The following is a 13,575-nucleotide window of genomic DNA, read 5'->3' as shown; positions in this document are numbered from 1 at the left end:
CAATGAATAAATCAAAAATCCATATTTTCGATTTGGGAACTACGAGGCAGCTTTAAAACCATTAACTTATCTCCTCAAGATACCGGGCGCGCGAATCTTTAATTCCTCTTTAGGCTGATTGGCGTTACCCCAAGCATCGCGAAATTCGTTATAGCGAGCCCGACGGCCTTCAGCGCAGGGCCGGTGACCTGCAGCAAAAGCCGTTACTTCGTCGAGAAAGAACAGTTCTGTGTACCCGCCTGGCGACATCAATTCACGTTGACGCCCCTTAAACTCCAAAGCGCAGGTAATCCATGGCTTGATTTTAAACGTGCGCGTCAGCTCTTTGTCTTTGTTATTCAGAACGCCCCGGTTACCCATTAAGCTGCCTCTGGCGCTGGTCTTTACGATTGTTCCGGATGGTTCAACTCGGTTTTGTAAAGGCATCGTTCTTAAACCCTTTCTCTAGTAACTCGAAACCACGTAATAAAACCATTCTTCAAGCAAAGTCCGTTCTTCCTCCTGAAAATCACCTGCTGGAAAATTGAGCTGGGCTTGAGGCTCCCCACAGACACTGCTTCGAAAGTTAACGAATGGGAAACGATTATTAAGCCTCAAAAGCCTTAGCACCGGATCCGAACATTTAACCCTGGTCCCTGCCTGCTCTGATAATGAGAGCAGTAACTCGTCTGAAACTGGAACGATCAACTGCTCAACACATCCCTGAACCGTTTCTATATTTCTCCAGGTTGACTGCCGACTCTTTTGAGTCGTGCTGTGAGTATATGAATCAGGTAACGGCCGGGGGCCGGAGATCTTTTTGGTATCAACCTCTTCGAGAGTGAGATCCTGGTTGTCCATAAGCCTTACCTCAAGCTCATCTGAAAACTGCTTAATACTCTCAAGCCCCATACGGATTTCGTGCAACGACAACCACTGCAATTTCCCATGGCGCACGAACAGAGGAAAGTTCACTCGAGTACTAAGATAAAAATGGCTGTTTCCTGCACCTTCGTCGATAGCAACTCTAACTAGCGGATACACAGCACTTAGTTCATCAATATGCAGTTGCAGCTCCTCAAGCGGAATGTCTTTGAAACCATCTGCATTTACGATCGGTGATGCAAAACTGAAGATGTATGCCGTTTCAGGAACGAGTGCAGAGAACCGGGGTGAGAAGCCCAGCGTTGCAAAAACAGGCTGATGCCTGATGGCCTCACCTCTTTCAACTAGCGGATCAATAATGAAAAGGGGCTTGGGAGAGTTCTGGCTCGACTTCGCCTCAATGACCTGGTCACCTGAAGGGGCACAGATGCTCTCCAAATGAGAGCGTAGAGTCTGAACAATGTCCTCGAAGGCATGAGTTAACTGAGCCTCATATTGAGCACCAGATGCGCTAGACAAGTCGAATTTTGCTGGATAGGGATCGTCTACGGGCTCATTAGTATGCATCAGTGGCTTTCTGAGAAATTGCACCCAGTCTAAGTTTGAGGTCGCACGAAACTCAGAATCGAACTTGGTTTGAAGGCAAGCATCCATGCGCTCTTCCACTCGGTGCTTTCGTTCAATAAACGAAGCAACCTGGTCTTCATCCACAGAGCTTTCCAAATATGGAAAGAGGATACTTAGCTCACCATCACCAGATTCAAGCCGTTTATTGACGCACCCAAACAAACGGTCAACTCGCCCAACTCTTTGTTCATTGGAACCCGGTGAGCCAGAAATCCCGTAATGATGCACCTGATGGCAGTTCAGGTGGAGATTTACCCCTTCCTGGAACACGGAGGTAGACACCAGCACATTCGGATAAAATGGACTATTGAAACCAAGTATCAAACGTTGGCGGGCACTATTGTTTTCACCGCTGGCGAACCAAGCCGGACTGGTAAGGCTTTTAAGGCTAGACCACTCTTGGCGCCAATCATCAACCCTGTGATCGACGATTTTACCGCACAGTGCCTCGAAGGTTTCCAAGGCAGCGACAAAGTAACGCAGCAACAATGATCCTTTGATTTTTTCCTCTCGAACAAACTCAAAAAAGCCCCAGTACCACTCCTGCACGCGCGATTTCCGGCCCTTTCGCCGATATTCCACGAACCATCCATACAGCTCGACGATGACCGGGCTCGCGTGCAAGAACCCCGCTTTTAAATAGTTCGCGAAATTCTCCGCAACGGCTTTTTGATGCTTGGCCCACCTATGCAACTTTTCTTGAAGCTCGGATGGCAATTCCTTCAACACTAACGACCAGCATGTATAAAGTTGCTCGTCGTACGGAGTTGCTGGCGCCGCGCTATCACCCACAGCCTCTCGAAAATCTGACGGCCGATTCCAACCCAAAAAACGCTCATATCGAGCGGCTGCGCCATAATTAGCTCTCTTTCGTTCCGAATCGCTGTAAAAACTTGTGTACCCAGCAGCCAGATAATCACTCGCTGGTTCCAAAAAGAGTGAAAACAGGCTCTCTGGCTTTGTGAAGCGCAGCCGCACGTTCGCGCAGTCTGTCTGGCCTCCCACCTCCCCCTTTTTGACTACAAATAGCTGAGCAACCCGTGATGCAAGATAATCCTCGTCTTCCCCATCGGCATCCTCTGCATCTGTCTCAACAGCCTCAGCTTGGTCTTGGGCGCTCTCATCGCCACGGCTTTCCACAAATTTTTGGTACTCAACCCGAGTAAGATCTTTGAGCCTTGGTAGCCCATCTTGGCCCTTGAAGGACTCACCCCAAGCTGAAAACAGCATTTCACCCAGTAACTCATCATAACGCTCATTCATGCGCTGGGTGAGTTCCCTCACGGATGGAATTCTACGAACGAAAATAAGATGTTTCAGGTCACTCAACGGGGAGCTGAGCAATTCCTTATTTGAAGGAACACATGCTTCAATCAGGCGCCCGTATTTCGGATGCTCAGGAAAGCGCCCAAAAGCCTTATAGTAACTGTCGGTCAGTCCCATAAGGAGGTTTGTATCATGAGCGCTCGAATAGTCACCGGCTTTGCTCGACTCACCACTATCTGATTCGCTCGGACTACTTATCGGCGATTCCCGAGTTAGATCACGACCAACCGACTCAAAACCTTCCAGATAGCCATACATAAGGCTTTTCGTTTCATTCTTTTTATTCAGCTCTGCAACCAGCCCCTTTTGATACAAAGCAAAAAAGCCCTCAGCTTCCGGCTGCCCAGCAAACGTCGCGGGCATGGGCTTTTCGTGACGATAGTGGCGCTTACTAAAAAGCTTCTTATTACCCTCCATCAGGCGCATGCGCCGTAACCCATGGGTATTGAGGAGATAACTGGCACGTTCTGCTTCAGTCGGCCAATCATCGAGTGGTAGGAAGTAGCTGAAGACACTTGCAACATCAGACAGTCGCGTATGGCTAGGTGTCGCCGTCAACAGCAATGCTCGCTTTGAAAGCGGGCTAGCTTCCGTGCCAAAAAACGCTCGAGCTGCTGCCACTCGCTGTGAACCGCCATGGATATTTCTAAAATAGTGGGCCTCATCCACAATCACCAAATCGAAACCACCGGGGCCAAGCGCGTTTTTTATACTTGTATGGATGTCTTGAGCGATCTCTGCAGCCAGCTCTTCGGGGTTGCCCTGAAGATCATCTGAACTACGTAACAATCCACTCAGGGAGTGAATAGTCGTCAAATAGAAATGAGACACACCTCTATTTACCGCAGCAGCAAGGTCCTCGAGTGACTTGCAAATTTCAATACTAGGAACCGGACCTCCATCAACACTGTTCTTGACGGTATGATCTGCAACCCTGTAATGCGTACGAACCAGCTCGTTGAATTCTCGCCGCCAATGTAGGCAAAGGTCTCTGTTCGGAGCCATCACCAAAACACGGGCATTGGGTTTCATTTTCCAAAGAAGTGCCGCAACACCCAACGCCTGGAAGGTCTTACCCATGCCAACTTCATCCGCCAGCAATGCCACTCGCTTTTCAGCTAAAACATTCCAAAGATAGGCGACCCCTTCGGTTTGTTTCGCAGGCATGGATTGGCGCTCATCCTTGGAATAGCGCCAATCCTTTTGGTCACGGTTAAAGTTGATCCATTCCGAAACCATTTCCGGGTATAAGTGGCCCCAATCACTAACGGTCATACTTTTTCCTTGTCACCGCTTCGGCGCTGGTATTCCTTGGCCAGCCAAGCCTGGTATTTTTTGCTCAAGGTGGAAGGCAAAGCCAGCTGATCAGTCTTCAACGCCCGCCACCGTTCCGACGTTTCACGTGACTCATTTAGTGACAAACTCTTCCATCGGGTATATGCAACCTCACACAGTTGATTAACCTCTTGCGAGAGAAACCAGTTGAACAACGTTGGTGAATCCGTTATTCCAATACGATGTTGTGTTTTCTCTACCAGTTCCTGAAGGCATCCCGGCCGAATAAAGGCCCAGTACTCGAGTTCTTTTTGGTCACGACAATGTTCGATAAGTTCTGCGTAATGATGACAAGCAGAAAACAACCGGAAATAGCTGATGTCCGTTGATTGACCCTCTTGGCCAGCAACGAAGGTCTCACCCTCTTCTCTGAGACCATCCACAAGCGTCTCGCCGCCTTCATCCTCTCGTACTCTGTAGCCTACATCGTCGGCCGGTGGGTTCCCGGAGGTAAGCACCAGTGCATCGAGAAGACCCCGTAAATTCTCATATTGCTGTGCTCTTCGGTACACTGAGCGCCGCTCTATAATCAAGCCTCTAGCGAGCGTCTCCAATCCACGAAGCACCTCAAAGCTGTGTGCCTTCAACAGCTCTTTCGTTGCTGACACCGGCAAAACCAAATCCCTCAGGATAAAGGACTGGCCATCGGTGCCAAACTCCCATTTAAGCTCTACACGATGTGGTAAGTCTGGCAACTCGAGTTGAAGTCCTTCTTCCGGGGCACCCTTGCCTATCCAGGCCCCAGAAATAAAGTAGCGTTCCATCTGCCAATCAAAAACCACCTTCAAATCAAAAGGGGGCAGCTCTGGCACTCGAAGACTTTCTTGTTCCATTTGTTCCGGTGAGGCAAACAACCCTTCAGCAAACGGCAGCTCTTTCCCAACATAGCAGGCTAAGGGTGAAGCATCACTATAGATAAACCCAGCCTCCACGTTAGAGCTTGACGCCCTGCCCTCTAGGGCCAGGTTGCTTCCTGGCTGGGTAAAATTCCAAGAACCAATGGCTAATCTATCCGTGGTTTTCCATAGCTTCGCGTGGGTCATGGAACTTCGATAATCTCGCTCGATCGGGCTTTGGTAAAATGCCAGCACGCCACTCTGATGAAGACTGGCTACACCTTCGCTCCACTCAGTGCGAAAATACTGATTCTCTACTCGATCAGGTACCAGCTGTACCTTCAAATTCGGTTTATCGATGAAGCTTTGAAGTAGCTGGACATACTTACCGAGATCGGTGGAAAAATAAGGTGACCATACGGCCAGCTCGTTCGGCCTATTCTCAAACAGCCGGTCGAGAAATGGCGGGCCAGCCAAACTATGGCAGAACGTTTCCCCTTGCTCCGCGCCCTCACCTAACACAGGAAAGTCCTCAGGAAACGGCTCACGGACACTAACAAAGATAGGCTCAAAAAAGCTCTTAACCGATTCCGCAAGCTGTGTACCCACTACCCGGGTGAAAGAGAAAACCTCCTGGTTCCGCCCCCACCCATCCACCGTCAGATTCGCACTGCCAGTGCCCAGCACTGCACCCTTATCGCCTTGGATATAAATAACCTTGGGGTGGAAAAGGCTGTCTTTAGAAAAGCTCACGGGGCCATTTGGCGGCAATAGTTCGGGGGTAACACCGTGAATAGGTAGCGCAGTACGCTTATTCTGATCAGGTTCGATATAACGCTTATCGCAGAAAACATGAAAATCAATCCCTCGTTCACTGAGTACCTGCTGCATACCTTCATAATCCATTCTGATCTTGGGAGTATCCATTCCCAGAATTACGGGTAGTAGGTAGGTTTCAATAAACTCAACATTGACTACGAAGCTAGTGAACCAGACACGCTGAATATCCCCTACAGCGTCGACCTGGTTTCGGAATGCGGTGAGCAGTTTCATTGCTCGGCTCCGTAGTACCCGCTTACCAAATAGTTAAATTGGTGCAGATAATAGGAGTTCACCCAAGAACCAAAAGGCCTGTTACCTGTAGCAGGGAGCGTTACCGTGCGACCATGGTTGTGGACTTCTTGATCACGGAAAACCTCAACCCAGCGAAGCTGACCTCTCTGCTTCATGACGGCTGAATGATACTCAAGCAAAGCTTTGAGCTGCTGTTCTAATGATTCAAGCCGCGCAACGTCCAGTAGCTTTTCAAGCCTGAACCGCCCGGTACCATGAAACCCTTCTAAAACCTCCGGATTACTTCTGATCAACTCGGCACACTGAGGCAAGGTAGAGTCTGAACGATTCAGCGCTTCCCATTTTTTCCGGATCTCAGACAGTGGCTGCACTTTTTTACTTCTGGCCACCGAGAACAACAAATCCACTTCGGCCAGCAAAGGTTCAATCAATTGGATATTGGTCAATTTTCTTCGTTCGGCGTCACTCGGATTGAGGGCTTGTACGGCATCCTCAACAACGAGTTCAGGGTTGAGTTTTTCAGGGTTGCTCTCATCCAACTTACCCTCGGCAAGCCTCTTTCGCATAACTTGCAACAAGGCCCCAGCTGCCCCCTCATTCAACCCAGTTACAGATAACCAGAACTCCCGGGTTTCAGCGCCAACTTTTGCACCAGTAGTGAATGCGTTTCGGTAAACCTGCGTTAATTCTGCTGGTATCTCGGAAAGGTGCTGAACAAGTGGCACCTGCACTTTCTGTGATGCGCCTGTCAGCGTAACGAGGTATCTCTTTGCTTCAGTGAAACAATTGCGGAGCAAATCGCTATTGTTCAACAACTCCTCAAAAGCGCTCCATCGTTCCTCCGCTGCTTGACCAAAGTACCGATAACCTTGATCAAAGAATCCCATCTCAACAAAGGGTGTTTTATATCGACCACTGACTCCCAATCCCAGTTGACGAACCAGCAGATGGCCGTCGGGCTTGTCGGTGAAAATCAGCTGTGGATTGCCGCTGATTGCGTCATCACTGAGTTTCGCTCGCGCTACGCTCCCACCCAAAATACCTAAGGTATCGATACCATCCGCTTCTGGCTGTTTGACCATTGCGTAGGTATAGATGTTCTCCAGGTGTATAAGACATGCGTGGATAAATGGCAGGCTTTCTTTTGGCCCAAGAGCACTGGCAAGAGTAGGAGTAACCTCGAACTCTCCATCGTGTATGAGTGACCGAATCACACCATGATGGAACAGGTTCAGCGTAAAATTCCGAACATCATTAGAAACAGAATTTACTCTGTTTCGAAATATCTTCTGGCCATAAGCCGACCAAATGACCAGCTGGCCGAGGGGGTCGATGAAGGAATCCCCGGACAGGGAATCATCGTATTCTGTCAAAAAGGTTTGGAGCTTCATGAACGAAAGGTGACAGGAAGAGGCGCCATCATGCGCCCTCATCCTGCTCCAGCTTTTCTTTCTCCCAGGCTTTATATGTTTTACCTTCTGGAAGCCGCCATTCGGTTGTTCCGTTGGTCGGTCTGCCGTTCACAACTGCGGCAGCTGCACTAGGGCTTCTAAACGCATAGTTCTCAGAAAACACACTCAGCTCACCTTCTGGCCTTATCACACCGCCTGCCACCAACTCCCCGTGCAGCTTGCTGTATCCGGTGTGATGAGTAGTTTTTCCCCGCCATTCAGGGCTGACCCTGGAGCCTGCCAGCACCACAAACTCCCCTTCTGTGAGCACGGCTTTGGCATCGATGCCGTGCTTGGGCGTTCGAAGCTCAAAAACGATGTCTAGATCATCATCAGATACGGCTGATCCCATGCTGGCTCTCGCTTGCGGGCGGGTTTGGGCAAGAAAGCTATCAATTCGCAGTGCAGGAAGCACCATCATCAGATATTCAAGAAAACTTTCCATGTTGGCTTGAGCGGACTCACTCAGAGAAGAGCGTGGAGGCGTGTTGCCATTATCCAAACGGATCTTCCCTGCCTTACGAGCCTCCTCAACAAGCCTGGACTCCAGGTACTTGGCATGGGCCTTGTTGAGGTTGTTACCCGCAGTGGTAATTAGCACAACCGAAGTCCACCAATCTTTAGAGGTGTCATGGCTTTTTATTCTGTCGCCAATATCCTCGCCTTCGCCGATGTAAGCCAGAGGGCCTTCATCATCCTCACCAAGCAAGAGGTAAACGCCGGTGTAACTGGCTGTCGGCCTTTTTAACGCTGCGCCTATGCGTGTTCGAGGCGCCATAAGCACGTGACCGGTCCAGTTGAACACTTCAGCGGTCAGCATGCCGTCCGGTTTGCCATCGATGAAGAAGAGCTCGAGAGATTGTCCTTTGTTATTGATCATGATTCCCTATCAAATGCACCAGTTTTCAGAAGGGCGACTGGCTCTGAGTAACGAGCCTTTTGTTAGCCGCCCACACAGTTTACGACGGATCAAACTGGCTCAGACGAGCTCGATTCCTCTGGGGGAGCAGATGAGTCCACCCCCGAATTCCCAACAGCTGTTCCGACCTCAGCGCCATCCCTGTTGCCGTTCGTTATAGGTGTCGAGCTAGAGCCACCCCCACCCACTCCCGAAAACCCAACATCACAGGAATCGGAGTATTCCACTTCACTGCCATTCAGCAGTATTTCGATACCGTGACCACGCCCAGTGCTCGTGCCATAGCGTGCTTCGATTTTGCCGTCACCGCTAACCACAACGTGGCCTTTCCTGGGGCAACTTTCGTATTCAAATTCCTCAACCGCAGTCGGTGTAGAGAGATTCAGATACCCCCCCATACCCGACGAAATAAGCTTGGCTTGCAAATCAATGGTGAACAGTTCGCCTTTTTCCGTCCCTCGCATGCGCATTCCTTGCAGTGCTAGGTACTGATCGCCAATCAGATACTCCATCGCTGGCGACGAGATAGAAAAGGTGGCGTTGTTCTCATCAAGGAAGCTGGCATCCAAATTCATGCTTCCAACAATCGCAAGAGGCCGATTATCTGTTTCAAATTTACCGCGTATATCAAAGGTCTCTTTGCTCTGAAAACGTGTGCCAGCAGCGTTAGAGGTTTCGTCGTAAACCAAGGTACCGTTCAACCGAAGTGGTTCTGCATAGCCTGGCACCAAGCAATTTACAAACTCGTACTCAATATATTCGCGAGTATCCGAGTACTCTTCCCTGACAAACAGATTGCCGTTTTCCTCAAGGCAGTGCTCAGCAGTAGTATCACCATACCCAGCACCGTAACGGTACTGCTCTAGCTGATACTCAACATCGGCCAACCAATCCTGCATATCCAAGGTGTCGCTATACGCGGCGCTGGCAACCACAAAGTCCGAAGATTTGCGAAAGGATACAGGCGTACCATCATAGTTTTTAGGATCAACTTGCAGTGGGGCCGTAGCTGGGGAGTCAGAAGCCCCCTCTCCACTTCCGCCCCCACTTCCCCCACACCCAACCAGGGTTCCAGAAATTGCGAGTGCCAAACCTACTTTCACGAATACGTTAGACTTCACTTGATGCTCCTTGCATTCACTTTGTATTGACCTTACTGACCATGGAAAACACACAGACAAACAGAATTCGTACCGACAGGGCTATTCTCCGATTTAGGTTTTTAGCCAAGTTAAATGGAAGGTTTTGCTGGAATAGAAATGCCTGAACAGTGGAACCACTGGAAAGCTCACTGACATGGCCATAGATATCGCCACTCACGTGACACATGGTTACCGCTTCCTTCGTCTATTCATGCCAGGCATCGCATGGTGCGAAAATGATCAGACTCGAAGCCTCATTTCCCTTGGCCTCGCTCGGTACTGATCCCTAACATTTCCCTATTAATACATCATTGCAGGCTAACAAGTAGGCTGCACTTTTTTATAAAACCAATATTGCTTTATTTCAGACCACATTCCAAGACTTGAGCCGCTTTCACCAACATGCAGATAAATTTGACATAGCTGCCTGCATGGGAAGCGACTCTGTATGTCGCAGACTTTTTGTATAGTGCACCAAACAGTGAGATTAGCAGTCATCGAAAGGCGCGTACCTGGCAAACTGCGCCCAAGGAAAGCTTATTGATTTTCGTGTTCTTGATAGTTCCAGTACCTCTTTGCCTATCCATCGCGCTGCTCTGCGTGCATGACTTTGTAGATATGGGTGGGTACCGTGATGAAAGGAACTCGCTACCCCTAGTGGTTCGAGGCATCGTGGCACTCTCGGCTGCTGTGCGGTTTTTGTGGTGGTCATGTTGAAAGCTGCTATAGCCAAGCACTCGCTTAAAAACAGCATGGCCATACCCTACTTAATCGCGTATTTTAGCTTGCAAAACAATAGGCAAATAATAGATTTTTGGTATGCTTTAAATTTATTTGCAATGCCAAAATCAAGAGACACAATCATGATCCGCTGCCATCTCGCCCGCATGATGGTAGAGCGCAAGATGCGCATAGCCGATGTTGCCAGAGCAACCGGGCTAAGCCGCGCCACTATCACTCTACTTTCAAAGAAACGGCGCCAAAGTGGATTTGTACGCTCCTGAAACCTTATGCCAGTTGCTTGAATGCCAGGTAGGTGGCCTGTTGGAACTGACCCAAGAAAAAACATAGCGGTGGCCTAAAAGCTGTTCATTGGCCGCCCTTACACTCGTTGAATGAATGAAATAGGAAACACGCATGACCAGTACTCAACAACGCGCCGCCTTACAACGCCAAATATGGGCCATTGCCAACGATGTGCGAGGCTCGGTAGATGGTTGGGATTTTAAGCAGTACGTACTGGGCACGCTGTTTTATCGTTTTATCAGTGAAAACTTCTGCGCCTATATCGAAGCCGGTGACGACAGCGTGAACTACGCCGAGTTGCCAGATAGCGTCATCAACCCCGAGATTAAAGTCGATGCGGTGAAAACCAAAGGCTACTTTATTTACCCCAGCCAGTTATTTTCCAATGTGGCAAAAACCGCTAACACCAACGAAAGCCTAAACACCGATTTGGCTGCTATTTTTTCGGCTATTGAAGCCTCGGCCAGCGGTTACCCCTCAGAGGGCGATATTAAAGGCCTGTTTGCCGATTTCGACACCACCAGCAACCGTTTAGGTAACACGGTTAAAGACAAAAACACCCGCTTAGCTCATGTATTAAAGGGAGTGGCAGGGTTAGAGTTTGGCAGCTTTGAAGATAACCAAATAGACCTGTTCGGCGATGCATACGAGTTTTTAATCTCTAACTACGCCGCCAACGCCGGTAAATCGGGCGGTGAGTTTTTTACCCCGCAGCATGTATCCAAGCTGATTGGCCAGCTGGCCATTCACGGGCAAAGCAGCGTGAATAAAGTGTACGACCCCGCCTGTGGCTCAGGCTCATTGCTGATGCAAGCCAGAAAGCACATGAATGCGCATAACATTGAAGAAGGCTACTTTGGTCAGGAAATCAACCACACCACTTTCAACCTAGCCCGCATGAACATGTTTTTGCACAACATCAACTACGACAAATTTGATATTAAGCTGGGAGATACGCTAACCAATCCTCACTTTGGTGATGAAAAACCCTTTGATGCCATTGTCTCTAACCCGCCTTACTCGGTTAAATGGATTGGCAGCGACGACCCAACCTTAATTAACGATGAACGTTTTGCCCCTGCCGGTGTTTTAGCGCCTAAATCTAAGGCCGACTTTGCCTTTGTGCTGCATGCGCTTAATTATCTTTCCAGCAAGGGCCGTGCGGCGATTGTGTGCTTTCCGGGTATTTTTTACCGCGGCGGTGCAGAGAAGAAAATCCGCCAATACTTGGTCGATAACAACTACGTTGAAACCGTGATTTCACTAGCGCCCAACCTGTTTTTTGGCACCACCATTGCCGTGACTATTTTGGTGCTGGCAAAAAACAAAGCCGACACCAATATTCAGTTTATTGATGCAAGCCTACTGTTTAAAAAAGAAACCAACACCAACACCCTCACCGATGAGCACATCGATAAAATTTTGGCGGTGTTTGATAGCAAAGAAAACATCGACCACTTTGCTCAAACGGTACTGGTTGAAACCATTGCTGACAACGACTACAACCTGTCGGTATCCAGCTATGTAGAAGCCGAAGACACCCGCGAGAAAATCGACATCAAAGTGCTGAATGCCGAGCTTGAAACCACCGTGGCTAAGATCACCCAACTGCGCACTGAGATTGATGCCATTGTCTCTGAGATAGAGGGTGCAGAGATGGCAGGAGGTGAAGCATGAGCCAGCCAAACGTATCGCGCTTTTTAGAACAGCTACTAGATGGGGTTGAGGTCGAATGGAGGTCACTGGGAGATGTTTGTGACTTTAAAAACGGATTTGCATTCAAAAGTAGCTTATTTAAGGAAGAAGGTTTACCTATTATTCGTATCACGAATGTAGACGGCAGAAATGTATGTTTATCTGACGTGAAATACTTCAATCCTGCTGATTACACAAGTGGAAATCCTTTAAACTACTCGATTGTTAAAGGCGATGTTTTGATTGCTATGTCCGGCGCGACAACTGGAAAGATTGGTTATTATGATGCCGACCAAACAGCGTATCTCAATCAGCGTGTTGGTAAGTTTGAGCCGAGAAAAGACATTCTCAATAATCGTTACTTATACCACTTCTTACTTACTAAATCTTCATTTCTCTATGTGCTAGCCGGTGGTGGCGCTCAACCTAACTTGAGCTCAAATAATTTGAAAGAAAAATTACTGATCCCCATTCCCTGTCCAGACAACCCTAAAAAATCGCTGGAGATACAGGCCGAGATCGTCCGTATTTTAGACGCATTTACCGCCATGACCGCCGAGCTGACCGCCGAGCTGACCGCCGAGCTTAACCTACGTCAACAACAATACAACCACTACCGCGACCAGTTGCTGAGTTTTGACGAAGACGAAGTGGAGTGGAAGATGTTGGGTGAGATTGCTGAATATTCAAACAAACGCGTTAGCTATGAGGTGTTGGATAAATCTAACTATGTCGGTGTAAATAACCTTCTACAAAATCGGGCAGGAAAGACAGATTCTGACCATGTGCCAACTGAAGGTAACTCAACTGGTTATAGCTATAACGACATTTTAATTGGCAATATTCGACCCTACCTAAAGAAGATATGGCATGCTGATCGTGACGGTGGAACAAATGGTGATGTTTTAGTAGTGCACCTTACAGACTCAGCAGTTATACCAAGATATTTATATCAGGTACTGGCTGATGATAATTTTTTTGAGTACAACATGCAGCATGCCAAAGGTGCGAAAATGCCACGAGGCAGCAAGCCAAGAATTTTAGAGTACCTAGTTCCTGTTCCTAGTAAAGAAGAGCAAGCCCGTATCGTATCTATCCTCGATAAATTCGACACGCTAACCAATTCCATCACCGAAGGCTTACCCCGCGAAATCGAGCTGCGCCAACAGCAGTATGAATACTACCGCGACTTGCTGCTGAGCTTCCCTAAGCCCGATGCGCAAAAGGTGGCTTGAATCGGCCAGCATGGAATAACAAAGCACAGACGCAACTCGATAACA

General features: G+C 48.7%; 8 protein-coding genes and 1 pseudogene. 3 read left to right on the top strand and 6 right to left on the bottom strand.

What is annotated here, in order from left to right:
* Positions 1-66 precede the first annotated feature (66 nt).
* From FFI61_RS03450 to FFI61_RS03425, 6 genes are all read right to left on the bottom strand, one after another.
* Positions 67-426 carry a hypothetical protein gene (locus FFI61_RS03450; protein ID WP_200369283.1) on the bottom strand — a complete coding sequence of 120 codons (360 nt, stop codon included), beginning with the start codon at positions 424-426 and terminating at the stop codon, positions 67-69.
* Between the two features lie 18 nt (positions 427-444).
* Positions 445-4,092, bottom strand: coding sequence for a DEAD/DEAH box helicase (locus FFI61_RS03445; RefSeq protein ID WP_200369282.1), 3,648 nt, complete (start codon positions 4,090-4,092; stop codon positions 445-447).
* On the bottom strand, positions 4,089-6,041 hold the full coding sequence (locus FFI61_RS03440) for a hypothetical protein (protein ID WP_200369281.1): 1,953 nt from the start codon (positions 6,039-6,041) through the stop codon (positions 4,089-4,091). Before FFI61_RS03440 ends, FFI61_RS03445 begins: the two co-directional genes overlap by 4 nt.
* Positions 6,038-7,495 carry a hypothetical protein gene (locus tag FFI61_RS03435; protein ID WP_200369280.1) on the bottom strand — a complete coding sequence of 486 codons (1,458 nt, stop codon included), beginning with the start codon at positions 7,493-7,495 and terminating at the stop codon, positions 6,038-6,040. Before FFI61_RS03435 ends, FFI61_RS03440 begins: the two co-directional genes overlap by 4 nt.
* Positions 7,482-8,393, bottom strand: a complete 912-nt coding sequence (locus FFI61_RS03430) for a GIY-YIG nuclease family protein (RefSeq protein WP_200369279.1) — start codon at positions 8,391-8,393, stop codon at positions 7,482-7,484. Before FFI61_RS03430 ends, FFI61_RS03435 begins: the two co-directional genes overlap by 14 nt.
* 89 nt (positions 8,394-8,482) lie before the next feature.
* Positions 8,483-9,553, bottom strand: a complete 1,071-nt coding sequence (locus FFI61_RS03425; protein ID WP_200369278.1) for a hypothetical protein — start codon at positions 9,551-9,553, stop codon at positions 8,483-8,485.
* Between the two features lie 884 nt (positions 9,554-10,437).
* Here FFI61_RS03425 and FFI61_RS03420 point away from each other — a divergent pair.
* From FFI61_RS03420 to FFI61_RS03410, 3 genes and pseudogenes are all read left to right on the top strand, one after another.
* Positions 10,438-10,645: pseudogene (locus tag FFI61_RS03420) on the top strand (helix-turn-helix domain-containing protein).
* Between the two features lie 66 nt (positions 10,646-10,711).
* A complete protein-coding gene (locus tag FFI61_RS03415) occupies positions 10,712-12,277 on the top strand; it encodes a type I restriction-modification system subunit M (protein ID WP_200369277.1) in 1,566 nt (521 codons plus the stop codon).
* Positions 12,274-13,530, top strand: coding sequence for a restriction endonuclease subunit S (locus tag FFI61_RS03410; protein ID WP_200369276.1), 1,257 nt, complete (start codon positions 12,274-12,276; stop codon positions 13,528-13,530). Before FFI61_RS03415 ends, FFI61_RS03410 begins: the two co-directional genes overlap by 4 nt.
* Positions 13,531-13,575 lie beyond the last annotated feature (45 nt).

The organism is Marinobacter sp. DY40_1A1 (assembly GCF_016597815.1).
Lineage (GTDB): Bacteria > Pseudomonadota > Gammaproteobacteria > Pseudomonadales > Oleiphilaceae > Marinobacter > Marinobacter xiaoshiensis.
This window is presented reverse-complemented; position numbering and strand designations above follow the sequence as displayed.

Bases quoted from the DNA above. Each gene is read 5' to 3' on its own strand.
- FFI61_RS03450 (WP_200369283.1), bottom strand. From the start codon at position 426: ATGCCTTTACAAAACCGAGTTGAACCATCCGGAACAATCGTAAAGACC.
- FFI61_RS03445 (WP_200369282.1), bottom strand. From the start codon at position 4,092: ATGACCGTTAGTGATTGGGGCCACTTATACCCGGAAATGGTTTCGGAA.
- FFI61_RS03440 (WP_200369281.1), bottom strand. From the start codon at position 6,041: ATGAAACTGCTCACCGCATTCCGAAACCAGGTCGACGCTGTAGGGGAT.
- FFI61_RS03435 (WP_200369280.1), bottom strand. From the start codon at position 7,495: ATGAGGGCGCATGATGGCGCCTCTTCCTGTCACCTTTCGTTCATGAAG.
- FFI61_RS03430 (WP_200369279.1), bottom strand. From the start codon at position 8,393: ATGATCAATAACAAAGGACAATCTCTCGAGCTCTTCTTCATCGATGGC.
- FFI61_RS03415 (WP_200369277.1), top strand. From the start codon at position 10,712: ATGACCAGTACTCAACAACGCGCCGCCTTACAACGCCAAATATGGGCC.
- FFI61_RS03410 (WP_200369276.1), top strand. From the start codon at position 12,274: ATGAGCCAGCCAAACGTATCGCGCTTTTTAGAACAGCTACTAGATGGG.